22 protein-coding genes and 1 tRNA gene are annotated in these 24,050 nt (G+C 74.0%); 12 read left to right on the plus strand and 11 right to left on the minus strand.

Going from position 1 to position 24,050, the window contains the following annotated elements; genetic code table 11:
• Positions 1 to 321: 321 nt before the first annotated feature.
• From AC07B0_RS26240 to AC07B0_RS26255, 4 genes are all read right to left on the minus strand, one after another.
• Positions 322 to 1,485 (minus strand): thioester domain-containing protein, encoded by a 1,164-nt coding sequence (locus tag AC07B0_RS26240; RefSeq protein WP_469381644.1) that lies wholly within the window; start codon positions 1,483 to 1,485, stop codon positions 322 to 324.
• Between the two features lie 398 nt (positions 1,486 to 1,883).
• Positions 1,884 to 2,291: a single-stranded DNA-binding protein gene (locus AC07B0_RS26245; RefSeq protein ID WP_356878194.1), complete on the minus strand. Its 408-nt coding sequence runs from the start codon at positions 2,289 to 2,291 to the stop codon at positions 1,884 to 1,886.
• Positions 2,292 to 2,416: 125 nt separating this feature from the next.
• Positions 2,417 to 4,342, minus strand: a complete 1,926-nt coding sequence (locus tag AC07B0_RS26250) for a GTPase (protein WP_469381641.1) — start codon at positions 4,340 to 4,342, stop codon at positions 2,417 to 2,419.
• 4 nt (positions 4,343 to 4,346) lie between these two features.
• The gene (locus AC07B0_RS26255; RefSeq protein ID WP_356878192.1) at positions 4,347 to 5,960 is read right to left on the minus strand and encodes a dynamin family protein; all 1,614 of its coding nucleotides are present in this window, start codon (positions 5,958 to 5,960) and stop codon (positions 4,347 to 4,349) included.
• 332 nt (positions 5,961 to 6,292) lie between these two features.
• Here AC07B0_RS26255 and AC07B0_RS26260 point away from each other — a divergent pair.
• Positions 6,293 to 6,365: transfer RNA gene (locus AC07B0_RS26260), tRNA-Arg, on the plus strand.
• A gap of 165 nt (positions 6,366 to 6,530) precedes the next feature.
• On the opposite strand, the gene AC07B0_RS26265 is transcribed toward AC07B0_RS26260, so the two are convergent.
• The gene (locus tag AC07B0_RS26265) at positions 6,531 to 6,758 is read right to left on the minus strand and encodes a hypothetical protein (protein WP_478899044.1); all 228 of its coding nucleotides are present in this window, start codon (positions 6,756 to 6,758) and stop codon (positions 6,531 to 6,533) included.
• Positions 6,759 to 7,406: 648 nt separating this feature from the next.
• On the opposite strand from AC07B0_RS26265, the gene AC07B0_RS26270 reads away from it, so the two are divergent.
• A complete protein-coding gene (locus AC07B0_RS26270) occupies positions 7,407 to 8,057 on the plus strand; it encodes a response regulator (RefSeq protein WP_478899045.1) in 651 nt (216 codons plus the stop codon).
• A 44-nt stretch (positions 8,058 to 8,101) separates the two neighbouring features.
• Here AC07B0_RS26270 and AC07B0_RS26275 read toward each other — a convergent pair whose 3' ends face one another.
• Positions 8,102 to 8,572, minus strand: coding sequence for a phospholipase (locus AC07B0_RS26275; RefSeq protein WP_478899046.1), 471 nt, complete (start codon positions 8,570 to 8,572; stop codon positions 8,102 to 8,104).
• A gap of 282 nt (positions 8,573 to 8,854) precedes the next feature.
• Between AC07B0_RS26275 and AC07B0_RS26280 the strand changes: the two genes are divergently transcribed.
• Positions 8,855 to 9,382 carry a hypothetical protein gene (locus AC07B0_RS26280; RefSeq protein ID WP_467294288.1) on the plus strand — a complete coding sequence of 176 codons (528 nt, stop codon included), beginning with the start codon at positions 8,855 to 8,857 and terminating at the stop codon, positions 9,380 to 9,382.
• Between the two features lie 10 nt (positions 9,383 to 9,392).
• On the opposite strand, the gene AC07B0_RS26285 is transcribed toward AC07B0_RS26280, so the two are convergent.
• The gene (locus AC07B0_RS26285) at positions 9,393 to 10,169 is read right to left on the minus strand and encodes an alpha/beta fold hydrolase (protein ID WP_478899047.1); all 777 of its coding nucleotides are present in this window, start codon (positions 10,167 to 10,169) and stop codon (positions 9,393 to 9,395) included.
• A gap of 88 nt (positions 10,170 to 10,257) precedes the next feature.
• Here AC07B0_RS26285 and AC07B0_RS26290 point away from each other — a divergent pair, with 88 nt between their 5' ends.
• From AC07B0_RS26290 to AC07B0_RS26310, 5 genes are all read left to right on the plus strand, one after another.
• A complete protein-coding gene (locus AC07B0_RS26290) occupies positions 10,258 to 10,959 on the plus strand; it encodes a 4'-phosphopantetheinyl transferase family protein (RefSeq protein ID WP_478899048.1) in 702 nt (233 codons plus the stop codon).
• An 86-nt stretch (positions 10,960 to 11,045) separates the two neighbouring features.
• Positions 11,046 to 11,465, plus strand: coding sequence for a GNAT family N-acetyltransferase (locus AC07B0_RS26295; RefSeq protein WP_467294284.1), 420 nt, complete (start codon positions 11,046 to 11,048; stop codon positions 11,463 to 11,465).
• 228 nt (positions 11,466 to 11,693) lie between these two features.
• Positions 11,694 to 12,974 (plus strand): S8 family peptidase, encoded by a 1,281-nt coding sequence (locus AC07B0_RS26300; protein ID WP_478899049.1) that lies wholly within the window; start codon positions 11,694 to 11,696, stop codon positions 12,972 to 12,974.
• A 208-nt stretch (positions 12,975 to 13,182) separates the two neighbouring features.
• On the plus strand, positions 13,183 to 14,475 hold the full coding sequence (locus AC07B0_RS26305) for a hypothetical protein (RefSeq protein WP_356878185.1): 1,293 nt from the start codon (positions 13,183 to 13,185) through the stop codon (positions 14,473 to 14,475).
• A gap of 92 nt (positions 14,476 to 14,567) precedes the next feature.
• A complete protein-coding gene (locus AC07B0_RS26310; protein ID WP_356878184.1) occupies positions 14,568 to 15,605 on the plus strand; it encodes a WxL protein peptidoglycan domain-containing protein in 1,038 nt (345 codons plus the stop codon).
• A 146-nt stretch (positions 15,606 to 15,751) separates the two neighbouring features.
• On the opposite strand, the gene AC07B0_RS26315 is transcribed toward AC07B0_RS26310, so the two are convergent.
• The 4 genes from AC07B0_RS26315 to iolC are packed head-to-tail and all read right to left on the minus strand — an operon-like array spanning position 15,752 to position 20,949.
• Positions 15,752 to 17,251 (minus strand): CoA-acylating methylmalonate-semialdehyde dehydrogenase, encoded by a 1,500-nt coding sequence (locus AC07B0_RS26315; protein WP_356878183.1) that lies wholly within the window; start codon positions 17,249 to 17,251, stop codon positions 15,752 to 15,754.
• Positions 17,252 to 17,262: 11 nt separating this feature from the next.
• On the minus strand, positions 17,263 to 19,137 hold the full coding sequence (gene iolD, locus AC07B0_RS26320; RefSeq protein WP_469381620.1) for a 3D-(3,5/4)-trihydroxycyclohexane-1,2-dione acylhydrolase (decyclizing): 1,875 nt from the start codon (positions 19,135 to 19,137) through the stop codon (positions 17,263 to 17,265).
• Positions 19,134 to 20,000 (minus strand): 5-deoxy-glucuronate isomerase, encoded by an 867-nt coding sequence (gene iolB, locus AC07B0_RS26325; protein WP_478899112.1) that lies wholly within the window; start codon positions 19,998 to 20,000, stop codon positions 19,134 to 19,136. Before iolB ends, iolD begins: the two co-directional genes overlap by 4 nt.
• Before the next feature lie 7 nt (positions 20,001 to 20,007).
• Positions 20,008 to 20,949, minus strand: coding sequence for a 5-dehydro-2-deoxygluconokinase (gene iolC, locus AC07B0_RS26330; RefSeq protein WP_467294384.1), 942 nt, complete (start codon positions 20,947 to 20,949; stop codon positions 20,008 to 20,010).
• A gap of 138 nt (positions 20,950 to 21,087) precedes the next feature.
• On the opposite strand from iolC, the gene AC07B0_RS26335 reads away from it, so the two are divergent.
• The 4 genes from AC07B0_RS26335 to AC07B0_RS26350 all read left to right on the plus strand — a co-directional run bounded on the left by AC07B0_RS26335 (position 21,088) and on the right by AC07B0_RS26350 (position 23,985).
• On the plus strand, positions 21,088 to 22,002 hold the full coding sequence (locus tag AC07B0_RS26335; protein ID WP_356878181.1) for a sugar phosphate isomerase/epimerase family protein: 915 nt from the start codon (positions 21,088 to 21,090) through the stop codon (positions 22,000 to 22,002).
• Between the two features lie 28 nt (positions 22,003 to 22,030).
• A complete protein-coding gene (locus tag AC07B0_RS26340) occupies positions 22,031 to 23,044 on the plus strand; it encodes a Gfo/Idh/MocA family protein (RefSeq protein ID WP_478864478.1) in 1,014 nt (337 codons plus the stop codon).
• Between the two features lie 304 nt (positions 23,045 to 23,348).
• Positions 23,349 to 23,549 (plus strand): helix-turn-helix transcriptional regulator, encoded by a 201-nt coding sequence (locus tag AC07B0_RS26345; protein WP_356878179.1) that lies wholly within the window; start codon positions 23,349 to 23,351, stop codon positions 23,547 to 23,549.
• Positions 23,550 to 23,679: 130 nt separating this feature from the next.
• Positions 23,680 to 23,985, plus strand: a complete 306-nt coding sequence (locus tag AC07B0_RS26350) for a heavy-metal-associated domain-containing protein (RefSeq protein WP_356878178.1) — start codon at positions 23,680 to 23,682, stop codon at positions 23,983 to 23,985.
• The last annotated feature ends 65 nt before the right edge of the window (positions 23,986 to 24,050 follow it).

The following is a 24,050-nucleotide window of genomic DNA, read 5'->3' on the forward strand; positions in this document are numbered from 1 at the left end:
GACCAGGTACGACAAGACCGCCCAGTCCTACCAAGCAGCCGTCACCCTCGCGTCGCTCCTGATGTGGGCGTGACACTTTGACGACAACTCCTAGGCCCGAGGCCGCGTCCAGGCCCGAGGCCGGAGCCGGGCCGGGCCCCGGCGGGGGGGCGGGTTCCGCGCAGGGCTCCTCGCCCCCCGGCCCGCCCCAGGGCCGGAGCGGGGACGCGCCCGAGGCCGAGGCCCGAAGCCGAGGCCGGGCCCGAGGCCCGAGGGCACAGCCCCCGCAGTGGGTCGGGCTCTGGCGGAATATCGCCCGCCCCGGCGGAGGTGGGGTGTCGGTTACGCCTCGTTCTCCTCCGGGTGTTCGTCCTCGTAGGGGCGCTTGCGGAGCAGGAGGACGACCAGGCCGCCCAGGACCACCAGGCCCACGGCCAGGGAGGCGATGACCGGCGTCGCGGCCGAGCTGCCGCTGGAGGCCAGCCGTTCCTCCTCCGGGGATTCGGAGGTCGCCGGGTCCGGCTCCCCGGCGACGGCGAGCTCGGTGGCTCCGGCCAGCGTGCCCACCGTGCCCGTCGGGGCCTGTGCCGGCTCGGGCCACACCGCGGTGGCCCCGGCCGAGGCCGCGGACTCGCTGGAGCCGGCCACGATCTGTGCCTCGGCCGGGATCCCGCTGGTGAAGACCCGCCCGACGGGCACCTTCGTGGAGCCCTGCACGATGACGGAGGCCGTGCCGTCGGGGGTGCCCGCAGGCACCTCGAAGTACAGCCGGCTGCCGTCGGCCGCGGTGTCGAGGGGTTTCCCCTCGGCGTCCACGACCCTTACGCCCATGGCGGCCGCGGCCGCGTCGGGGGTGACGGTCACGCTCTGGGCGCGGGTCCGGACCGTGACCGGGCCGATGCGGCTGCCGACCGGCCCGGCGACGGGTCCGGTCACCCGGCCGGGGTCGAGCCCCAGCGAGGCCGGCGGCTCCGGCAGCCGGCCCGCCTCCCGCTGGAGGTAGTCGGCGAGCTGTTCCGCCGCCGGGTCCGCGGCCTCCACCTGCGCCCCGTCGGCGAGCCTCCAGATCGCCACCTGGGTGCCGGCGGCGGCGCTCTCCGCGGTCAGCGCACCGGCTCCGGCGGCCTTCGCGAGCCCGGCCAGGTCGTTGAGCTGCGGGTAGGAGTGCTCCAGCACCCAGCGGATGCGTCCGGCCTCGGCGTTCCCGGCGAGGGGGCTGCCGCCCCAGCCGGTCTCGGTGAAGCGGGCCTGGGGCTGCGCGTATCCCGCGACGCCCACTCCGTACGTCTGGAGCATGCCGCCGCCGTCGACCCGCATCTCATGGAGCCCGGCCGGGATCTCCCGGACCGAGCCGTCCCCGGAGCGCAGGACGGCCTGCCCGTACGTCTTGAGCCCGTCGAGGACGGCGCTGGCTCCCTCGGACGCCCGGCCTGCGGCCGGACCGGAATCCGCCGAGGCCCGGGCCCCCGGCGCGGCGGAGAGGGCGGCTGCCGCCAGGAGGGCCACCGCGAGGGGTCTGCGTACGGAGCCGCGCCCCCCGGACCCCGGAGCCACCGGAGCCACAACCGGAGCCGGAGTCGGAGCCAGGACCGGCTCAGCGGGGGCGCCGGCCGCGGGAACAGCGGCCGGGCCGGGAACAGCGGCCGGGCTGGGAAGCGGAACCGCGGCGGCGGCTCCGGAGGACGGTCCGGCGGCGGCCGGAGCCACCCGCGCGGACGCGGTTGAGGACGCGGGTTCGGGCGAGGGCGCGGACGCCGGTCTGCCCGTGGAGGCGGAGGAAACGCGGTACGTGAAGGATTCGGAGGATGCGGAGGACGCGGGAACAGCAATCGACACAGTCTTCCCCTTCGGGCCAAAAGCCCAGGTGCCCGTGAGTACCGGGGAATCCTAGCCGTCTCGAACACTCAGACCACCGCCGCCTTCTGAGGGCCCATCAGTGGGGTGTCCGTCTTGACGACCCTGCGGAAGGCCGCGGTCCCGCGGTTGAGGTCGTGTCCGATGGCGATCGCGTCGATGTCGGCGGAGAACCAGCGGACGCCCTCGCCGTCGGGCGGGTCCTCCCGGACCCGGAGCCTCCCGTGCACCACGAGCGGTTCCCCGACGGACACGGAACTGGCCAGGTTCAGTGCCAGGACCCGCCGCGCCCACACGGTGTAGAAGCTGGTGGCCGAGTCCGTCCAGGTGTCCGTACGCCGGTCGAAGTACCTCGGCGTCACGGCGAAGCGGAACCTCGCCGACTGGCCGGTCGGCGTCTCCTTGAAGTCGATCTGCGTCGCCACGTACCCGACCAGCGTCACCAGGGTGTCGTTCATCCCGGTCGCCCTCCCCACGGTGCCGTACCCGCGCGGACCGTCCGCGCGGAGTGCCCCTGCGGACCAGCCGCACGAGGTACGACCATGCTGGGCCCGGCCCCCCGGATCCCGCTCCGCCCTGTGGACTACTGGCGGGTTGTGGACAACTTGCTCCCCCCTGCGGCGACGGTCGCGTACTGCTCCCGCACCTCCCGGTAGCGCAGCAGCTCGGCCGCCACCGGTTCGAGCACGCGGGCCCGCCCGCAGCCCGCGGCGGCCTGCCGCAGCCGGCGTTCCGCGTCCTGCCCGTAGCGCCGGGCCGGGCCGCGAGCCGCGATGGAGCAGGCCCACTCCACGAGCGGTCCGCCGATGATGCCGGCCACCATGAACAGCACCGGGGTCAGGAGCCGCGGCTCCAGGACGCCCACGATCTGTCCCACGAGCCAGAGCCCGCCGAAGATCTGAACCAGCGTCATGGCCGCCTGCGCCAGGACGGCGGCGGGCCACCAGGTGGGCCGCGGCGGTTTGGCGCCGGGCACGGCGACCGCCGCGCCCAGGGTGACGGCCAGCTCGTCCAGCGCCTCGGGCAGCTGTTCGCCGCCGCGCACGGCGGTTTCCCGTACGGCCTGTGCCCAGGGGTCGGGCAGCCCGATGACCGCCTCGTCCGCGACCGTCCGTACGGCCTGCTCCACCCGCTGCCGGGCGGTCACCTCCTCCTCGGCAGGTGCCTGCGCGGTGGGCGCGGTGGAGCGCCCGATCGCCGCCAGGGCGGCCAGCCCGGCCAGGGAACGCGGGGCGCGCCGGTTCTCGTACCACCGCCACAGCCGCAGCCAGGGCGTCCCGCAGGCCTTGCCGGCGTTGCGCCGCCAGGCCCGTTCGGCGGCGAGGCCGGCGGCGTACGCGCCGACCGCTTCCGCGAGCCGGTCCTCGAACTCGGCGCGCGCCGCCTCCCCGATCTCGGGCCCGGCGTGCCCGTCGGCGACGTACAGCGGGCGCAGGCGCGTCGCGGCCCGGTCGACATCGGCGGAGATCCGGCGGGTCGCGGCGCCCTTCTCCTGGGTGAACGTGCCGAGGAGTTCGCGCAGTTCCCCGACGCCTTCGCCCGTGAGGGCGGACAGTCCGAGGACGGTGGCTCCGGGTTCGCCGTGCTCGCCGAGCGCGATCCCGTCGTCGTCGAGGAGCCTGCGCAGGTCGTCGAGGACGAGGTCGGCGGATTCGCCGGGGAGCCGGTCCACCTGGTTGAGGACGACGAAGGTCACCTCGGCGTGCCCGGCCAGCGGTCTCAGGTACCGCTCGTGCAGGACGGCGTCGGCGTACTTCTCCGGGTCCACCACCCACACGACCGCGTCGACCAGCGCCAGCACCCGGTCCACGTGGTCGCGGTGCACGCCGAGCGCCGAGTCCAGGTCGGGCAGGTCGACGAGGACCATCCCGCGCAGCGCCTCGGCCTCCGAGGTCTCGCGGGGACGGCGGCGCAGCCGTCCGGGGATCTCCAGCCGGTCGAGGAGCCCGGCGGCTCCGTCCGACCAGCTGCACGCGATGGGCGCGGCCGTGGTCGGGCGGCGCAGTCCGGTCTCGGAGATCTGCACTCCGGCGAGTGAATTGAAGAGCGTGGACTTGCCGCTTCCGGTGGCTCCCGCGATGGCTACGACGGTGTGCTGCGGGGACAGTCCGCGGCGCGCCGCGGCTTCGTCGAGGACCCGGCCGGCTTCGGCGAGGGTCTTGCCGTCGAGCCGGGTCCGGGACAGTCCGACGAGCTGGCGCAGGGCGTCGAGGCGCGTCCGCAGGGCCTGGGCCTCGGGGCTGAGCGGCGGGGCGGTGACCTTGCCGCCGTCGCTGCCGGCCCCGGACACGGCCCGTACGAGGGCTTCGTCGCCCGCTTCCCGTTCCTCGTCGAGCTCCTCGTCGTGCTCGCCGTCGCACAGGCCCTCGTCGCAGAGGCCTTCGCCGCACAGGTCGCCGTCGCCCAGGGCGCCGAGGCCCCTGCGGCCGGCGGGCCGGGGGCGCGAGCGTGCGATGAGTCCGTCGTCCCAGCGGTCGTCGGTGCGGTCGCGGTCGGTCAGGGCGGTCACCGCGTCACCTCTCCTTCTGCAGTACGGACAGCGCGGCGATCAGCTCGGCCTGGGGTTCCGGGGTCACTTCGAGCGCTTCGATGGGGGCGAGGCGGCGGTCGCGTTCGGCGCGCAGCACCTCGTCGAGGTGGTCGCCGACCAGTTCGCCGCCGCGGTCGCGCAGCCGGACGGCGGCCTGTACGCCGATCCGTTCGGCGAGCTTCTCCCCCGCCGGGCGGGCCCGCTTGCCGCCGAGGAGGGCGGCGACGAGGAGGGCCGCGACGCCGTCGGGGTCGGGCGAGGGCTGCCGGTCGAGCCGGGCGACCTCTTCCTCGGCGAGTTCCTCCAGCACGCGGCGCCAGCGCCGTACGGCCATGCCGATACGTTCCGCCGCCTCCCGGTCGGGGGCGGGCAGGGACACCGCGCCGGCGGCCGGTTCGCGCCGCCAGGCTTCGGCGATCCGCTCGTCGGCGGCGGCGACGGCGCACTGGAGCAGTGCGGCGAGGGATTCGGCGAGGGAGTCCAGCAGTTCGTCGGCGCTGGTGTCGAGGGGGTAGCCGCGCCACCGGGTGAGGGCGTCCCCGGCGAGGACGGCGCCCCGGTCGAGGCGGGTGCGGACCCGCTTGCCCTCCCGCTTGTACGCGTCTTCGACGGCCGATGTCAGCCGTACGGCGGCGGCGTGCTGGGCGGCGACGGCCGAGGCGAGCTCCGGCATCCGCCGCCCGAGGGAGTCGAGCGCGCCCAGCGCGGTGCGTCCGACGGCGTACTGGCGGGCGGCCGGGTCCTGGGCGTGGTGGCTGAGCCACGCGAGGAGCGGCGCTACGGCGCTGGCCGGCAGCAGCCCGCCCCCGCCGGCCGACTCGGGCAGTTCGGGCACCGTGAACCGCGGTACGTCGCCCAGCCCGGCCCGGGTGAGCAGTGCCCCGTACTGGCGCGAGACCTCGGCGAGGACCTGGTGCGGGACCCGGTCGAGGACGGTGACGAGGGTGGCCTTGTACTGCTTGGCGGTGCGCAGGAGGTGCCAGGGCACGGCGTCGGCGTACCGCGAGGCGGTGGTGACCATGACCCAGACGTCGGCGGCGCAGATGAGCTCGGCGGCGAGGGTCCGGTTCTCGACGACGAGGGAGTCGATGTCGGGGGCGTCGAGGATGGCGAGTCCGCGCGGGAGGGTGGTGACGGTCTCGATCCGCAGCTCGCGGGCGGAGACGCGGCGGTTCGGGGCGCGGAGGGCGTTGCGCTTCGGGGGCGGGGCGAGGTCGTCGTCCTCCTCCGGCGCCCACACGCGCATGAGGTCGGGGAGGATCCGCATCCCGGCGAACCAGTGATGATCATCCGGATGGCAGACGAGCACGGGTGTGCGCGTCGTGGGGCGCAGTACGCCGGCTTCGCTGACCTGCCGGCCGACGAGGGAGTTGACGAGGGTGGACTTGCCGGCCCCGGTCGACCCGCCGATGACGGCGAGCATGGGCGCCTCGGGCGCCTTCAGCCGGGGGACGAGGTAGTCGTCGAGCTGCGCGAGCAGCTCGGCTCTGGTCTGGCGGGCGCGCGGGGCGCCGGGCAGGGGCAGCGGCAGACGCACGGACGCGACCCGGTCGCGCAGGGCGGACAGGGCATCGAGCAGCTGAGGCCGTACATCCAAGGTCACCACATGCGAAGAATGCCCAATTTAGGACCATTTTTGAAGCTTATACGCCCTCTGCGCGCCGACCGCGACTCCAGCGGGACATCATGGACACCGCGGACGAGTGGGACGCAGGCATAACGAGTGCACAACACCCAGGCCGACGCGGCGCAAAAGCGATGCGAGAATCGCGCCTGCCTGCGAGTATCGGGACCGCTTCACCGAACCTCCACATCGTGGCACGCGAGTGAAGCAACCGGGACAAGGCAACCGGAGCCCTATCCTTGACCCGGCACGGCCCGCAGTCCCACCCCCACCACGGGGCTCCAGGCCACCACGGCCACCTACCGGCCCCCGTAGCTCAGTGGATAGAGCAGGTGCCTTCTAAGCACTTGGCCGCAGGTTCGAGTCCTGCCGGGGGCACTCACCTGAAGACCCTCCTGCGGGAGGGTCTTTCTGCTGGTCAGGGATGTTTTCCGGCGGCGGGGCGATCTCAGGATTCACCCTCTCGGCGGACCGAGAGGGTCCGGCGGTGTCCGGCTGACACCGAGTTCCTGCGGGGCGCTGCGGAGAATACGCGGTGAAAAATCAAGCCCCTGGCACAGCCGGACCCGGCAGCTCCCCCGCGCTTTCGATCCGCTGCTTGAGCTCGTCCATCTGCCCGTTGCTGCCTCGTGCGTACGTGGCCAGGAGCACGGGAACGCTGTTGCCCGCCCACTCGGCCACGTCCGCACCAGGCAGCCGTACGTCCGCGACCTTGAGCGCCGCGACCTTGAGCGCCGCGATCTCCTCCGGCCGAGCTCCGGCGGAGTACATCGTGGCGAAGAAGGCGTGCAGCCGCCGGCGCCGCCCGCGACCGCGCGTAAGTCCAGGCGAGCAGCCTTCATGTGGGGCCGGTCTCCGCACGCCGAGTTGGTGCAGGCTCGGCGGTTCCCGAAGGGGAACTTGCCCTCGCGTAGGGGCAGGACGGGCAGCCCGATTCCGGCGAGCCAGAGTGCGGTCTGAAGGTTCGGCGGTGAAGCCGCGCGGCGGGAGCCTCGCGGGTAGTCAGTGGTGTGGGTCATGATTGGGGTCTCCAGTCCGCTTTCTCCGGGCTGGATGTGGGCGGTCCCGGCTTGTCCCCGGGGCCGCCCTTTTGTTGGCGGGTGGGGTCAGAGGCCGTTGTGGGCGGCGGGGCCGGGGCACTCGGGATTCCGGATCCGACCGCATCCGCTGATGCGCGTCGCAGCCCGCCGATGAAGACGATCATCAGGTTGGGGTGGGCGTCGCCCCCCCAGGGCCCGGTACGGCGCCTCGGGGCGGGGCGGATGATCTGCGCCACCGGCCCTTCGGGGCAGGGGCGTTGCTTCCGTGCGGTCGCCGGGGGCCGGGCGGCCCGGGGGCGTTTTCCCGGACGGCCGGGCGGAGTTCGACGGCCTCGGGTGTCAGACCGGCGTGGCCGTGTCAGCGGATACGGTACCGATCGTGACCATCCGCATACTTCTCGCCGACGACCAGGAATCCGTTCGCGCGGGATTCCGCCTGATCCTGGATTCCCAGCCGGACATGGAGGTCGTCGGCGAAGCCCCGGACGGTGTGAAGGCCCTCGAACTCGCCGCGAGGCTGAGGCCGGACGTCGTGCTCGCCGACATCCGCATGCCGCGCCTGGACGGTCTGGAAGTCACCCGCAGACTCGCCGGGCCCGAGGTCGCCGATCCGCTGCGGGTGGTCGTGGTGACCACCTTCGACCTCGACGAGTACGTGCACACCGCGCTCCGCAACGGGGCCTGCGGCTTCCTGCTGAAGCGTTCGGGCCCGGCCCTGCTCGTCGAGGCGGTACGCGCCGCCGTTGCGGGTGAGGCCATGATCAGCCCCTCGGTCACCGTCCGGCTGCTGAAGCACCTGCGCGGTCCGGCGGGGCCCGACCCGGCTTCCGTGACGGTGCCGTTGACGGACCGCGAGACGGAGATCGCGCGCCTGGTGGCGAAGGGCCTGACGAACGCGGAGATCGGCACCGAACTCTTCATCTCCGCCGGCACCGCCAAGACCCACATCGCCAACATCCAGCGCAAGCTGGACGTGCGCAACCGGGTCGGGATCGCGGCCTGGGTGTGGGACAACGGCCTGGCGGCCTGAAGACGCGGCGGGATGCGGCCGGCGCCTGCGGGACTCGGGGTCCGCTACCTCGCCTCGGGGACCCCGAAGGCCCTGACCGCCTGGTAGTAGGTCCAGGCCGTGCCTTCGCAGGAGGCCTTCCGCGCGGACGCGTAGGGGGCGCAGACCCGCTTCATGTCCGCGTGGAAGGCGTCGTCGAGCCGGCGCTTCACCGTGGGGAAGCTGCCCGCCGCCTTGTGGTTGCGATAGCCGAAGTCGTGGCGGGCGCACGCCGTCGCGAAGGGGAAGCCGAACGGGTTGTCGGGGGAGCTCGTGCACTGGTCCGTCGACCAGTCGAAGCCGTACGCCTCCCAGGCCGACCGGTGGGCGCGCGCGGTGACCCAGGCGTCCTGGCTCGCCGCGCTGGTCCGCGTCCAGTTGTCCAGGACCAGCGGTTTGTCCGCCGGGACGGTGGCGGCCCGGGCGGGGGCTCCCGCGGCCAGCAGGCAAGCGGCCAGCGCGCACGCGAGACGGGCGGTGGGGCGATGACGACGCACGGCGGTCCTCCGGACGGGCAGCGGGGTACGGCCCTGTAACGCGGAACGACGGGCCGGGGTCGCGGGGAACCGGGGAACCGGGGAACCGGGGAGGGGCACGGCTGATCTGCGGGGACCGGCGGGCCGTTCGACCAGCGGGGCCGGCGGGCCGGGTGGGACTCGGGTACTGGTGGGGCTCGGCGCGCCCCTCTTGGGTATGACCGCGTGTACGACTTGCGGCAGAGCCGGAGTTCGTACCGTGGAGGGACGCGCGAAACGCCTCCGACCCGAACACTGGTGGGTATGAACCGCCGCCCGCTCGTGATCGCCGTCGCTGCCGTGGGAGTCCTGGCCACGGCCGCCTTCGCCCTGCCGAACCTGCCGCCCAACCCGCTCACCAACGCCCTCGACGACCAGGTCTTCCACGAGAAGGGCCGACGCTTCGCCACCGCCGCCGACGCGCCCGCGGGCGGCGACCGCGCGTTCGCCCTGCCCGCCTGGATACCGGCGGACGCCAAGGACATACGCATACGGGCCCGTACGACCGGGGAGGCCCGCCTGATCCGGTTCACCCTCGGCCGGACCCCGCTCGACGGACCCCAGTGCACCGCCGGCGGCGCGAAGCCGGCGGGTGGGCCCCGGCTGGACGCCCGGTGGTGGCCGGGTGACACCAGGGCGGAGGAGCGGCCCGAATGCCGGGGCCGTCACCAGTACCAGGTGGCCGTGCGCGGCAAGCGGGTCTACGCCTGGACCGACGGCACCCCGTCCCCGGGCATACGGACCGAGGGCGCCGCCGGCGGCGTCAACGCCACGCCCGCCGTGCGGCGGTAGCCGGGAAGCCTCAGGCGGTGTCGCCCCGCAGGACGGCGGCCGTGGCGTGGGCGAAGCCGTCGGGGTTGTCCAGCATGATGTTGTGCCCGCAGTCCGGTACGGCCGTGACCGTGACTCCCGCGGCCTCCAGGGCCTCCGTCCCGGCGGGGGAGCCGTCCGCCTCCGGGTGGAGGAAACCGCGCGGGACCTTCAGCTCCAGCAGCAGCTCACGCATGGTGGGGGTCGTGCCGGTCACGAGGTGTACGGCGCTGCGGTGCAGGGCGGTCCGGCCCGCCAGCCGCATGGTCGACCACCAGTGGGCACCGGCCCGGTCGCGCACCTCGGCCCAGCCTCCGGACAGGAACTCCTCCTCCGTGTAGGAGGCGATGCCGCTGCTTCCCGCGGCGCCCGGCACCCGGGGCAGCGGGTCCAGGTTGGCGTCGACCAGGACGAGGCGGGAGACCAGGTGGGGATGACGGGCGGCCAGCACGATGGCCACCGATCCGCCCATGCTGTGCGCGATCACCTCGGCCTTGCCGGCGCGGGCTTCGGTGAGTGCCTCCGCCAGCGCGTCGGCGTGGGCCTCCAGCGAGTAGGAGAACGTCTCGGGCCGGTCGCTGTGCCCGTGCCCCAGGAGGTCGACCAGCAGCGACCGCCGGCCCGCGAGCAGCGGATGGGCGGCGGTGGCGGCGAAGTAGGCGGGCGAGGTGGCGCCCAGTCCGTGCACGAAGACGCGGACCGGCTCCTCCCCGGGCAGTTCGGCCCAACGGATCCGGTCGCCTTCCGGCGTCACGACGGCACTGCGCACGGTGTGTCCCCCTGGAGTCGGTCACGGTGAAACCGGGACGAGGGTAACCGGGCCGCCGATCGGCGATCTCCTCGTCTACCCTGCTCAGATGACCGAGTACGTGAACCAGCTCGGCGACGGCATACCGCGGACCGGCACGCTGCCCGCGGGGCCGGACGCCGTCGTGTGGTCCCTGGACACCACGCGTGCGGTGATCGGCGGCCACCGGACCGACGAGGCCGCCGCGCTGCTGGACGCGGCCGAACGGGACCGGCTGGCCCGGCTGCTGCGGCCGCACGACCGGCGCAGCTACCTCGCCTCCCACATCGGGCTGCGGGTGCTGCTCGGCGGCTACCTGGGCCTGGCGCCCGAGAAGGTCACGCTGGTCCGTGAGGACTGCCCGTGCTGCGGGGGGCCGCACGGCCGGCCCGCCGTGGCGGGGGGCGCGGTGCACTTCTCGCTGTCGCACAGCGCGGACATGGCCTACCTCGCCTTCGCCGGCGTGCCGGTCGGCGTCGATGTGGAGGGTCTGCCGAGCGCCGGCGCGGTCGGTGACGTGATGGGCACCGTGCATCCGGCGGAGACGGCCGAACTGACGGCGCTCCCGGCGGCGGACCGGCAGGTGGCGCTGGCCCGGCTGTGGTCCCGCAAGGAGGCCTACCTCAAGGCCACCGGTACGGGCCTCGCCCTCGGACTGGCCGAACCGTACGTGGGCACCGCGCTCACCCCCGCCCCCGTCCCGGGCTGGTCCCTCCGCGACCTCCCGGCCCCGCCCGCGTACGCGGCAGCCCTGGCCGTCCGCACTCCCTGACGCACCCGCCGGGCCGCCCCGAACTCCCCGCCCGTGTCCGTCATGTCCGCAGGGTCACACGGGTCCCCGCCCGTATCGTGACCGGCATGGACATCCGCCCCGCCACCACCGCCGCCGAACTGCGAGCCGCCGAGGGGCTCTTCGACGGGCCCGCCCGCGAGGAGTGGTCCGAGGACTTCCTGCGCTCCCCCGGGCACCTGATGCTGATCGCGTACGTGGACGGGGTGCCCGCCGGCATGGTGTCCGGCGTCGAGATGACCCACCCGGACAAGGGCACCGAGATGTGCCTGTACGAGCTCTCCGTCGACGAGGGCTACCGGCGGCGCGGCATCGGCCGCGCCCTCACCGAGGCCCTCGCGGCGGAAGCCAGGAGGCGCGGCTGCTACGGCATGTGGGTGGGGGTCGACACGGACAACGAGCCCGCGCTGGCCACCTACGCCGCGGCCGGCTCCGAGGACGAGGGCACCTTCACCATGCGCGGCTGGCCCCTCGCCCAGCAGGGCTGACACCCCGCCCGACCCGGCCCATACCGCCCCGACCGACCCTTCCTGACCCAACCGGACCCCTCCCGCCCCGAGCCGACCCGCCCCGCCCCGACCCGCCCCGCCCCGGGCCCGCGAGGGCCGGCCGCGGGCCCGGCGAGGGCGACCCCCGGACCCTTGCGGCGGCGTGTCGTGCGGCCACTCGGCGCACCCTCCGCGCGCCGCGCCCCCACCGGCGGGAGCGTCGGAGGCATGACCGCACTGACCGCGCTCCTCCCGGCCGCCGCCCTCCTCGCGGCGGCCGCCGCGCTCCCGCCGCCCGCCGCCTCCGATGCCGAAGCCCCCACCGCCTCCTACGTGGTGCTCCTCAAGGACGCCACCCGCCGCGCCCCGACCCGCGCCCTGGCCGCCGAGGCGGCCGAGGCCGGCGACCGGGTGGGGTCCGTCTACGACACCGCCCTCAACGGCTTCGCCGTCCGTACGACGGCCGCCCGCGCGGCCGCCCTCGCCGCCGACCCCCGGGTGGCCTCCGTGGAACCGGACGCGGACTTCCGCATCACCGACACCCCCACCGACACCCCCGCCGACACGCCAGCCGACACCCCGGCCGACACGCCAGGCGGCGCCCCGGCCGGGCCCCCCGCCGGCCTCCCGGCGACCGGCGCCGCGACCGCCGTCACCGCCCAGGCCTCCGCCCCCTGGCCCCTCGACCGGATCGACCAGCGCGAGCTCCCGCTCGACGGTTCGTACGCGTACGCCGGCAAGGCGGAGGGCGTCACGGTGTACGTCGTCGACACCGGGATCAACACCGCCCACCAGGAGTTCGGGGGCCGTGCCCGGGCCGGTTACAACGCGGTGTTCTTCGGCGGCGCCGGCGACTGCAACGGACACGGCACGCACGTCGCGGCGACCGTGGGCGGGGCGACGTACGGGGTCGCGAAGGGGGTCTCCCTCGTGGGCGTGAAGGTCGCCGACTGCCAGGGCGACGGCAAGCTGTCGGGGATCCTGCGCGGTCTCGACTGGCTGCTCAAGGACGCCGCCCGGAACGCCGCCAAGGGCCCCTCCGTCGCCAACATGAGCATGGGCGGCAGCCGCAGCCGCGCCATGGACGCGGCGGTCGTCCGGGCCGTGGCCTCCGGGATCACCTTCACCGTGGCGGCCGGCAACTCCGGCAAGGACGCCTGCTCCGGCTCGCCCGCCGGCGTGGCCCAGGCCCTCACCGTCGGTGCCACGGACTCCGCCGACCGGCGGCCCGCGTTCTCCAACCACGGCCGCTGCGTGGACCTCTCGGCGCCCGGCGTGTCCGTCACCTCGGCGTGGAAGGGCTCCCCGACGGCCCTCGCGCGGGCCTCCGGCACCTCCATGGCCGCCCCGCACGTGGCGGGCGCGGCCGCGCTGCTCCTGGCGGGCGGCACGGCCCGCACCCCCGAGCAGGTGGGACGGGCCCTGCTGGCCGACGCCGTCCCGGACCGGATCACGGGTCTCCCCGCCGGGACCGCGAACCTGCTCCTGCACACCCCGACGAGCCGCTGACGCCGCTCGGACCCGCCACCGACCAGTCGGTATCCGATGTCCCATCAGACCGGGTCTGATGGGACATCAATGTGTGGGTGCTTCGGGCGAAAGCAATGCATTGACTTCTCATCACCGCGACGCGTCAATGACGGCCTCCGCACCGGCTCAACCTCCCCCACACAGCGGGTGGGGGGAGGGGTTCGTCTGACGAAGGAGTCGCGACCCAGTGAGTACAACGTTCCGACGAAGAGTTCTGGCCGGGGCGGGCGCCCTTTCCCTCGCCCTGACGGGCGGCGTCGTGGCCCTGACGGGGACGGCGCAGGCCGCGACCAAGACCACTCCCGTTCCCGTGAAGTGCGTCGCCCCCGCCCCCCAGCCGGGCGCCAACGGCACCCAGGACTTCACGGTCACGGTGCCCGACACCGCCAAGGCCGGTCAGTCCGTGCCGATCACGATCGATCCGGGCGAGACCCCCGTCGTCCCGATGTTCACCATCGACACGGTCAACACCATCAAGATGAAGCTGCTCGTCGGCGGGGTCCCCCAGACGGTGACCAGCCCGGCCGTCCCGAGCCACCAGGAAGCCGGCAAGAAGGCGGACCCGCCGGCGTTCAGCGGGAACATCACCGTCCCCGAGGGCACCGAGGGCTCGACGCTCCAGATCACCATCGACCAGGTGATCACGGACGCCGATCTGGGCGGCACGATCTACACGACGACGTGTACGCCGGACCCGCGCCCCAGCGCTTCGGTCGGTTCGGTCGCCGTCGAGGCCCTGCCCAAGGACCCGGTCACGACGAAGGTGACACCCAACAGCGGACCGGCGGGCACCGCCGTGACCGTCACCGGCGCCAACTTCCCGGCCGGAGCGGTCGCCTGTTCCGCGCTGCTGGGCGGCGCGGTGACCGGTGACACCGGTTCCGGGACGGCGGACGCGTCCGGTGCCGCCACCTGCAACCTCACGGTCACCAAGAAGGCCGACGCGATCAGGATCGACGGTGCGGTGACCCCGTACAAGCCGTTCGTGTTCGTCGAGGAGCAGGCGGGCGTGAAGAACCCGGTGGACGTCGAGGTACTGCCCGGGCCGCTGGCCCTCGGCCCGAAGGACGGCCAGCCGGCCGTCAGCTTCGGCGCGGTGACCATCAACGGAAAGTCCCAGTCGGTGTTCGGCGCGTTCAACGCCGCGACCGTCCAGGACTTCCGCGGCGGCAGCCTCGGCTGGGACGTGACGGCGACCCGTACGCCGTTCCTGAACCAGACGACCGGCCACTCGATGGCGAAGGCGCAGCTCGGCATCCAGCCGTCCTGCACCGTCACCAACCCGGACAGCCCGAGCACCTGCACCGCGGGCGCCCCGGGCGCGATCACCGACACCCCGATGAAGGTCGCCTCGCAGGCGGCCGGCGGTGACGAGCTGACCGGCGGCGAGTTCGCCGTGGGCGGCGCGGCGATGCTCCAGCTGCCGCCGTTCATGTTCGCCGACACCTACCAGTCGGTCGTGACGTTCTCGATCGCCTGACCGGGCCCCGGCCCCGGGGTGGTGCGGTGCTCCGGCGCCGCACCACCCCTTTCCCGCTCTCCGCTCTCCGCCGTGACTGGAGAAATCCGCCCATGCGCATCCGCACCCCCCGCAGCCCCTGGCTGCCCCTCCTGCTCACCGGCCTGTGCGCGCTGCTGCTCCCCGGGGCGACCGCGACGGCCGCGGACAACGGCACCTGGGGCGTCTTCCCCACGCCCGCGGCCGGTGCGGCGATGACCGACCGCGCCTACTTCTTCCACCAGGGCGCCGCGGGGACCACCGTCAGCGACAGTGCGACGATCCTGAACTCCTCCGACAAGGAGCTGACCTTCCAGGTCTTCGCCACCGACGCGATGAACACCCCGTCGGGCGGCGCCTTCGCGCTGCTGCCCGTCGACGCGAAGCCGAAGGACGTGGGCGCGTGGACCGTACTGGCTCCCGAGGCGGCGACGACCGTCACCGTCCCGCCGAAGGGCCGCAAGGACGTCCCGTTCACCGTGAAGGTGCCGGCGGACGCGACGCCGGGCGACCACGTCGGCGGGATCGTCGCCCTGAACACGGCCGTCGAGGGCGTGCAGCGGGAGGGCAAGGTCCAGGTCGGGGTGAAGCGGTCGGTGGGCGCGCGCCTGTACTTCCGGGTGCCGGGGCCGGTGGCCGCGGGCCTGAGCGTGGAGGACGTACGGGTCAGCCGCAGCGCCCCGGTGCTGCCCTGGTTCGACGACGCCCGCGCCACCGTGACGTACACGCTGGTCAACCGGGGCAACGTGGTGGTCGAGCCGCGGGTGACGGTGTCGGCGCGGGGCCTGTTCGGGCGGGAGGTGCTGGACCGGCCGGCGCGGGACACCCGGCTGGTCCTGCTGCCCGGCCGGCGGGTGGAGCTGACCGAGGTGTGGAAGGACGCACCGCAGCTGGACTGGGTGGACGTGAAGGTCTCGGCGGACGCGGCCGCGCATCCGGACCTGCGGTCCGAGGCCGGTACGGACTTCCTGGCCGTCCCCTGGTCGGCGGCGGGCGGGGTCCTGGTGCTGGCGGGGGCGGGCGCCGCCTTCTGGCTGCTGCGCCGTCGGCGCCGCGACGAGGAGGACCCGGGACAGCCGAGCCCCGCCCCCGACCTGGCGACGGCCGGCTGACCGGTACGCGGACGGGTCCGGGCGGGCCCGGGACAGCAGGACCCCCCGGCCGGTGAGGGTTGGCCGGGGGGCTGCGGTACGGGTGGGGCTGCGGTACGGGGTGGAACTGCGGTACGGGCCGGCCAGGGGTACGGGCCGGCCAGGGCTCAGTGGTTGCGGGGGAAGCCGAGGTCGACGCCGGCCGGGGCGTCGGCCGGGTCGGGCCAGCGGGTCGTGACGACCTTGCCGCGGGTGTAGAAGTGGATGCCGTCGTTGCCGTAGATGTGGTGGTCCCCGAAGAGGGAGTCCTTCCAGCCGCCGAAGGAGTGGTAGCCCACCGGCACCGGGATCGGCACGTTCACGCCGACCATGCCCGCCTGGATCTCCAGCTGGAAGCGGCGGGCGGCGCCGCCGTCGCGGGTGAAGATCGCGGTGCCGTTGCCGAACGGCGAGGCGTTGATGAGGGCGACGCCCTCCTCGTAGGTCTCGGTGCGCAGGACGCACAGCACCGGGCCGAAGATCTCGTCGCGGTAGGCGTCGGAGTCGGTCTTGACGTTGTCGAGGAGGGAGAGGCCGATCCAGTGGCCGTTCTCGTTGCCCTCGACGGTGTAGCCGGTGCCGTCCAGGACCACGTCCGCGCCCTGGGCGGCGGCGCCCTTCACGTACGAGGCGACCTTGTCGCGGTGGGCGGCGGTGATCAGCGGACCCATCTCGGAGGTCGGGTCGTTGCCGGGGCCGACCTTGATCTTCTCGGCGCGCTCGCGGATCTTCTCGACGAGCTCGTCGGCGATGGCCCCGACGGCGACGACGGCGGAGATCGCCATGCAGCGCTCGCCGGCCGAGCCGTACGCGGCGGAGACGGCCGCGTCGGCGGCGGCGTCCAGGTCGGCGTCGGGGAGCACCAGCATGTGGTTCTTGGCGCCGCCCAGGGCCTGGACGCGCTTGCCGTTGGCGGAGGCGGTGGTGTGGATGTGGCGGGCGATCGGGGTCGAGCCGACGAAGGAGACCGCCGCGACGTCGGGGTGCGCGAGCAGCGCGTCGACGGCGGTCTTGTCGCCGTGGACGACGTTCAGGACGCCCGCGGGCAGACCGGCCTCGGTCATCAGCTCGGCGAGCTTGTTGGAGGCCGAGGGGTCCTTCTCGCTCGGCTTGAGGATGAAGGTGTTTCCGCAGGCCACGGCCAGCGGGAACATCCACATCGGCACCATCGCCGGGAAGTTGAAGGGGGTGATGCCCGCGACGACGCCGACGGGCTGGCGGATCGAGGAGACGTCCACCCGGTTGGAGACGGAGGTGGAGAGCTCGCCCTTGAGCTGCGTGGTGATCCCGCAGGCCAGTTCGACGATCTCCAGGCCGCGGGCGACCTCGCCCAGCGCGTCCGAGTGGACCTTGCCGTGCTCGGCGGTGATCAGTTCGGCGATGGCGTCGCGGTTGGCGTCCAGCAGGGCGCGGTACGCGAACAGCACCTTGGTGCGGGCGGCCAGCGAGGACTGGCCCCAGCTGAGGAAGGCCTCCTTGGCGACCTGTACGGCCGCGTCGACCTCGTCGGCCGAGGCGAGGGCGACCTGCGTGGTGACCTCGCCCGTCGCCGGGTCGGTGACCGGGCCGTAGTTGCCCGACGCGCCCTCGACGGTCTTGCCACCGATCCAGTGGTTGACGGTCTTCATGCCTTGCTCCTTCACAGATGGCGACGTCGCTGCGCGGCTTGCCGGTCGTACTCTTCACGGGCCAGGGCCGCCGGCGTACGGGTCGCGGTCTCGGCCACAGGAACATCCCACCACGCCTGTGCCGGGGGTGGGCCCGACACAGTGTCGGGTGTTCGGGTCTGTGCGTAGACACATGTGGGACGGTCCGCTTCCCGTGCCTCGGCCAGGGCTTTTCGCAGGTCACCGATGGTGTGGGTGCGGATGACGGCCATCCCGAGGGAGGCGGCGTTCGCCGCGAGGTCCACCGGGAGGGGGGCGCCGTCGTACGCGCCGTCGGGCCCGCGGAAGCGGTACGCGGTACCGAAGCCCTCGCCGCCCACGGCCCCGGACAGGCCGCCGATGGAGGCGTAGCCGTGGTTGTCGAGGATCACCAGCCGCAGCGGGATCCGTTCCTGGACGGCGGTGACGATCTCGGTGGGGTTCATCAGGTACGTCCCGTCCCCGACGAGCGCCCACACCGGGCGGCCGGGCGCGGCCAGCGCCACGCCGATCGCGGCGGGGATCTCGTAGCCCATGCAGGAGTAGCCGTACTCGACGTGGTACTGGTCCCCGGAGCGGGTCCGCCACAGCTTGTGGAGGTCTCCGGGGAGCGATCCGGCGGCGTTGACGAGGATGTCGGTGCCGTCCACGAGGGCGTCGAGGAGGCCGAGTACCTGGGTCTGGGTGGGCGGCCGGTCCTCGTCGGCGGCGGGCACGGCGTAGGCGGCGTCGACGCGGGCCTCCCAGTCCGCCTTCGCGGCGGTGTACGCCGCCTCGTACGCGGGGTCCACGCGGTGGCCGTGGAGGCCCTCGGCGAGCGCCCGCAGTCCGGCCCGGGCGTCGGCGAGCAACGGCGAGCCGGCCATCTTGTGCGCGTCGAACCCGGCGACGTTCAGGTTCAGGAACCGGACCTCGGGGTTCTGGAACAGGGTGGCCGAGGCGGTGGTGAAGTCGGTGTACCGGGTGCCGACGCCGAGGACGAGGTCGGCGGTGCGGGCGAGGCCGTTGGCGGTGGCGGTGCCGGTGTGTCCGACGCCGCCGACGTCCGCCGGGTGGTCGAAGGGCAGGGAGCCCTTGCCCGCCTGGGTGGAGGCGACGGGGATGCCCGTCGCCCCGGCGAGGGCCCGCAGGGCGTCCCGGGCTCCGCTGTGGCGCACGCCGCCCCCGGCGATGATCAGCGGCCGCCGGGCCGCGCGCACGGCGGCCCGGGCCTCGTCCAGTTCCGCGGGGTCCGGGTGGGGCGCCCCGATCCGCCACACCCGCTCGGCGAAGAACTCCTCGGGCCAGTCGTGGGCCTCCGCCTGTACGTCCTGCGGCAGCGCGAGGGTGACGGCGCCGGTCTGCGCGGGGTCGGTGAGCACCCGCATCGCCTGGAGGGCGGCGGGGACCAGCGCCTCGGGGCGGGTGATCCGGTCGAAGTAGCGGGAGACGGGCCGCAGGGTGTCGTTCACGGAGACGTCGCCCGCGTAGGGGACTTCGAGCTGCTGGAGCACCGGATCGGCGGGCCGGGTCGCGAAGGCGTCCCCGGGGAGCAGGAGGACCGGGAGGTGGTTGACCGTGGCGAGGGCGGCGCCGGTGACGAGGTTGGTGGCGCCGGGCCCGATGGAGGTGGTCACGGCGTGCGCGGACAGCCGCCCGCTCTGGCGGGCGTACCCGACGGCGGCGTGCACCATGGCCTGCTCGTTGCGGCCCTGGAGGAACGGCATGGCCCGCGGACCGCTCTCCAGCAGGGCCTGGCCGATCCCGGCGACGTTGCCGTGCCCGAAGATCCCCCAGGTGGCGGCGATCAACCGTCGGCGCCGGCCGTCGCGTTCGGTGTACTGGCGGCCCAGGAAGCGTACGAGTGCCTGGGCGACGGTGAGCCTCATGCGTCCTCCGCGCGGTAGAAGGGCAGCCGGGGGTCGGTCTCCTGCCCGGCCCAGGTGTCCCGGATCCAGCCGTGGTCGGGGTGGTCCCGGATCAGCCACGCGCGGGGTCCGGGCGGGCCCGCCATGACGTTCAGGTAGTACATGTCGTGCCCGGGCGCGGCGATGGAGGGACCGTGCCAGCCGTCCGGGATGAGGACGGTGTCGCCCGTCCGCACCTCCGTGAGGATGTCGGTCTTCCCCGCCGGGGAGGGGCTGACACGCTGGTAGCCGAGCCCGGGGACGCCCTCGTGGGGGGCGATCTCGAACCAGTAGATCTCCTCCAGCCGGGATTCCTCGCCGGGGTGGTGCTCGTCGTGCTTGTGGGGCGGGTACGAGGACCAGTTCCCGCCGGGGGTGAGCACCTCGACGGCGATGAGCCGGTCGCAGGGGAAGACGTCGGCGGCGGCGAAGTTGTTGACCTGCCGGGAGCACGTCCCGGCGCCGCGCAGCTCGACGGGAACCCCGGCGGCCGGCCCGTAGCGCGCGGGGAGGCGTCGTTCGCACCGCGCCCCGGCGAGCGCGAAGCGTCCGCCGGCGGCCGACCGTACTTCCGCGTGCGCGTCGCGGGGCAGGTACGCGAAGTCGGTGGCCGCGGCGAACACCCCCGGCCGCCCGCGCAGTTCGAAGACCTCCGGCTCCGCTTCGGGGCCGCCGCCCCGGCCCTGGGGTTCGCCCGCCGGCCGGGGCGCGGATCCCGGCAGGGACCGGCAGCGGACCTCGCACGCGCCCGCGAGCGGCAGCACGATCCACTCGGACTCCCCGCAGTCGTGCGCGTACACCTCCCCCGGCGCCAGGTCGAGGACGGTCAGCCTCGTCCAGGACATCTCCCGCTCAGACACCACCGGCACGTCCCAGCACCTCCTCCACCTCGTGCGGGAACGGCATCGCCGTCGAACACGCCAGCCGCGAGGCGACGATCGCCCCGGCCGCGTTGGCGTAGCGCAGGATCCGTTCCAGGTCCCAGCCCGCCAGCAGCCCGTGGACCAGGGCGCCTCCGAAGGCGTCCCCGGCGCCCAGCCCGTTCACCACCTCCACCGGGACGGGCGGCACTTCCACCACCGCGCCGCTCCGGTCGGCGGCCAGCACGCCGAGCGGCCCCCGCTTGACGACCGCGAGCTCGACCCCGGCGGCGAGCAGGGCGCGGGCTGCCGCGTACGGGTCGCTCTCCCCGGTGGCGATCTCGCACTCCTCCGCGTTGCCGACGGCCACGGTCGCCAGCGCGAGCGCCCGCCCGTACCAGGGCTGCGGCGGCCCCTCCCAGAGCATCGGCCGCCAGTCCAGGTCGAAGACCGTGATCCGGCCGGGGGCGCGCTCCGAGCGGGCCTCCAGCGCGGCGAGGGTGGCGCTGCGGCTCGGCTCCGCGCTGAGGCCCGTACCCGTCATCCAGAAGACCCGCGCGGCCCGCACCGCGTCCCGGTCCACCTCGTCGGGCCCGATCTCCAGGTCGGGGGCCTTCGGGAGCCGGTAGAAGTACAGCGGGAAGTGGTCCGGCGGGAAGATCTCGCAGAAGGTGACGGGCGTCGGGTACCGGTCCACCTCTCCCGCCCACCGGTCGTCGACGCCGAAGCCGCGCAGCTCGGACCGCAGGTAGGCCCCGAAGGGGTCCGCCCCGGTCCGGGTGATCAGTGCCGTGCGCCTGCCCAGCCGGGAGGCGGCGACGGTGACGTTCGCCGGGGAGCCGCCGAGGAACTTGCCGAAGGTGTCCGCCTCGGCGAGCGGTACACCGGTCTTCAGCGGGTAGAGATCCACCCCGATCCGCCCCATCGCGATCAGGTCGTACGCCCCGTCGTCCGCCCCGCGGGTCCCGTCGTCCGCGCCGTCGTCCGCGCGGCCTCGCGCCGTGGTCACAGCAGGCCCTCCTCCCACTCGTCTTCCCCGTCCCCTCGAGCCTCGCACCCTAAGGTGGCCGTCATGACGTCCTCCCCGCCCGCGTTGACCCGTATCCGCATCGGTTCGGCTCCGGACTCCTGGGGTGTCTGGTTCCCGGACGACCCCCTCCAGACCCCCTGGGACCGCTTCCTCGACGAGGTCGCGGACGCCGGGTACGAGTGGATCGAGCTCGGCCCCTACGGCTATCTGCCCACCGATCCGGCCCGGCTCCGCGACGAGACGGCCCGGCGGGGCCTGCGGGTGTCCGCCGGCACCGTCTTCACCGGACTCCATCACGGGCCCGCGGTGTGGGAGGAGACCTGGGAGCACGTGTCGCGGATCGCGGAGCTCACCGCGGCCACGGGTGCCGACCGGCTCGTCGTCATCCCCTCCTTCTGGCGTGACGACAAGACCGGGAAGGTGCTGGAGGACCGGGTGCTGACCGCGGGTCAATGGCGTGATCTGGCGGGGCAGACGGAGCGCCTGGGCCGGGAGGTCCTGGACCGGTACGGGCTGCGGATCGTCGTCCACCCGCACGCCGACACCCACGTCGACACCCCGGAGAACGTGGCCCGTTTCCTGGACGCCACGGATCCCGCGCTGGTCTCCCTGTGCCTGGACACCGGGCACTACGCGTACTGCGGCGGGGACAGCGTCGAGGCGGTGGAGACCTTCGGGGAGCGGATCGGCTACCTCCACCTCAAGCAGGTCGACCCGCGGATCCTCGCCGAAGTGGTGGCGGAGCAGCTCCCGTTCGGGCCGGCCGTGGCGCGCGGGGTGATGTGCGAGCCGCCGTCGGGGGTGCCCGCGCTGGAGCCCGTACTGGCGGCGGCGCAGCGGCTCGGGGTGGACCTGTTCGCGATCGTGGAGCAGGACATGTACCCGTGTCCGCCGGACCGGCCGCTCCCGATCGCCCGGCGCACCCGCGCCTACCTGCGCTCCTGCGGCGCCCGCTGACCGGCCGACTTCGAAGGGACATCCGTACATGAGCACGCTCGGCATCGCCGTCATCGGCACGGGCAAGATGGGCGCCGATCACGTCCGGCGGATCGGCGGCACGGTCGGCGGGGCGCGGGTCGTGTCGCTGGCCGATCCGGACGGGGACCGGGTCAAGGAGGTCGCGGCCGGCCTGGACGGCGCGGCCGCGTTCACGGACCCGGCGGCCGCGATGGCCGCGCCGGGGGTGGACGCCGTACTGATCGCCTCGCCCGGGCCCGCCCATGAGGAAGCGATTCTGCTGGCCCTGGAGCGGGAGTTGCCGGTGCTCTGCGAGAAGCCGCTGACCCCGGATCCGGAGGGCGCCCTGCGGGTGATGGAGGCGGAGGCCCGCCTCGGCCGGCGGCTGGTGCAGGTGGGGTTCATGCGGCGGTACGACGCCGAGTACGAGCGCCTCAAGGAGCTGCTCGACGCGGGCGGGATCGGGCGGCCGCTCTTCCTGCACTGCCGCCACCGCAACGCCTCCTCGCCGTCCTTCTTCACCAGCGACATGCTGATCACCGATTCCGTGGTGCACGAGGTGGACGCGGCCCGCTGGCTGCTGGACCAGGAGGTCACGGCCGTGACGGTGCTGTCCCCGACGCCGTCCTCGGCCGCTCCCGAGGGGCTGCGCGATCCGCGCCTGGTGCTGCTGGAGACCTCGGGCGGGGTGATCGTGGACGTCGAGATCTTCGTCAACTGCGGTTTCGGCTACCAGGTCCGGTGCGAGGCGGTCGGGGAGTCGGGCAGCGCCCGGATCGGCGACGGCCACGCGATGGTCGTCCAGTCGGGCGGCCGCTGGGGCGGGGAGATCACCCAGGACTTCACCACCCGGTTCGCCGACGCCTACGACCGCCAGGTGCGGCGGTGGGTGGCCGCGGCCGCCCGGGGCCGGGTGGAGGGGCCGGACGCCTGGGACGGCTACGCGGCCGCCGCGGTCTCCGAGGCGGGGCTCGCGGCGTCGCGCAGCGGCATACGGACGGAGGTCCGGCTGGCGGAGCGGCCGGAGCTGTACCGGCGCTGACGGGCGGTGACGGGGGCCGGCCCGGGGCGAGGGGCTGGCGGGCGGTCATACGAGCATTCCGCACGGCTCTTCCGGCGGGCATTTCACACGAGGATTCCTGTGCCGCATCCGTCACAGGAGTCGCCTCCATGTCACACATATCCGCATTACGCGGGTCTTACGTCACAGGCGGTCGACAGCCGCTCCCCTGCCTTCACCCAGCGTCGTTCTCCGGGCACAACCTGAGTGATCGTCTGTGTCCACACCCCGGCTCCCCCGACGGCCTCCCGGCCGGCCCCGCGGCGTGGACAAGGAGGTGTCGTGCATGAGCGACCGACAGCTGTGGTCGTACAAGGAGATCGCCGCCCACATCCGGGTGCAGCCGGACACGGTCCGCTCCTACCGCAAGCACGGGCTGCTTCCCCAGCCCGACCACGTGGAGGGCGGCAAGCCCTACTGGTACGCCGACACCATCCGGACCTGGGTGGCCCGCCGCCCGGGCAACCGGGGCCGCCGCGAGGACTGACTCCCGCCGCCCGCCCGTCCGGCGCGGGGCCCTGGGGCCCCGCGCTTCCCGTCCGACCCGCCGAACAGTCGCCGTAATACCCCCTAGGGGTATAATCTACGAGAAAGACCCCCCGAAAGAGGAGAACGAGATGACCTCCGAGACGGACACCCCGCAGTCGAGCGGATCCTGCTGCTCCCCCGCCGGCTCCTGCCACGACGGCACCGTCGAGGTCCAGAGCGGCGCCGTCACCGCCGTGTACAAGGTCACCGGCATGACCTGCGGGCACTGCGAGGGCGCCGTGACCGCCGAGCTCACCGCCCTGCCGGGCGTGACCTCCGTCAAGGCCGTCGCCGCGACGGGCGAGGTCACCGTGATCTCCGCCGCCCCGCTCACCGAGGAGGACGTGCGCGCCGCCGTGGACGAGGCCGGGTACGAGCTCGCCGGCCGGGCCTGAGGCCCGAAGCGATCCCGACGCGGTACTCCGCCGGGTCGTACCGGCCGGCTCATACTGGTTCCGTA

It is taken from the genome of Streptomyces sp. NPDC044704 (assembly GCF_056433525.1).

Coding starts and splice junctions, on each gene's coding strand:
- AC07B0_RS26245 (WP_356878194.1), bottom strand. CDS start 2,291: ATGAACGACACCCTGGTGACGCTGGTCGGGTACGTGGCGACGCAGATC.
- AC07B0_RS26265 (WP_478899044.1), bottom strand. CDS start 6,758: ATGTACTCCGCCGGAGCTCGGCCGGAGGAGATCGCGGCGCTCAAGGTC.
- AC07B0_RS26280 (WP_467294288.1), top strand. CDS start 8,855: ATGAACCGCCGCCCGCTCGTGATCGCCGTCGCTGCCGTGGGAGTCCTG.
- AC07B0_RS26290 (WP_478899048.1), top strand. CDS start 10,258: ATGACCGAGTACGTGAACCAGCTCGGCGACGGCATACCGCGGACCGGC.
- AC07B0_RS26295 (WP_467294284.1), top strand. CDS start 11,046: ATGGACATCCGCCCCGCCACCACCGCCGCCGAACTGCGAGCCGCCGAG.
- AC07B0_RS26300 (WP_478899049.1), top strand. CDS start 11,694: ATGACCGCACTGACCGCGCTCCTCCCGGCCGCCGCCCTCCTCGCGGCG.
- AC07B0_RS26310 (WP_356878184.1), top strand. CDS start 14,568: ATGCGCATCCGCACCCCCCGCAGCCCCTGGCTGCCCCTCCTGCTCACC.
- AC07B0_RS26315 (WP_356878183.1), bottom strand. CDS start 17,251: ATGAAGACCGTCAACCACTGGATCGGTGGCAAGACCGTCGAGGGCGCG.
- iolD (WP_469381620.1), bottom strand. CDS start 19,137: ATGAGGCTCACCGTCGCCCAGGCACTCGTACGCTTCCTGGGCCGCCAG.
- iolB (WP_478899112.1), bottom strand. CDS start 20,000: ATGTCCTGGACGAGGCTGACCGTCCTCGACCTGGCGCCGGGGGAGGTG.
- AC07B0_RS26335 (WP_356878181.1), top strand. CDS start 21,088: ATGACGTCCTCCCCGCCCGCGTTGACCCGTATCCGCATCGGTTCGGCT.
- AC07B0_RS26340 (WP_478864478.1), top strand. CDS start 22,031: ATGAGCACGCTCGGCATCGCCGTCATCGGCACGGGCAAGATGGGCGCC.
- AC07B0_RS26345 (WP_356878179.1), top strand. CDS start 23,349: ATGAGCGACCGACAGCTGTGGTCGTACAAGGAGATCGCCGCCCACATC.
- AC07B0_RS26350 (WP_356878178.1), top strand. CDS start 23,680: ATGACCTCCGAGACGGACACCCCGCAGTCGAGCGGATCCTGCTGCTCC.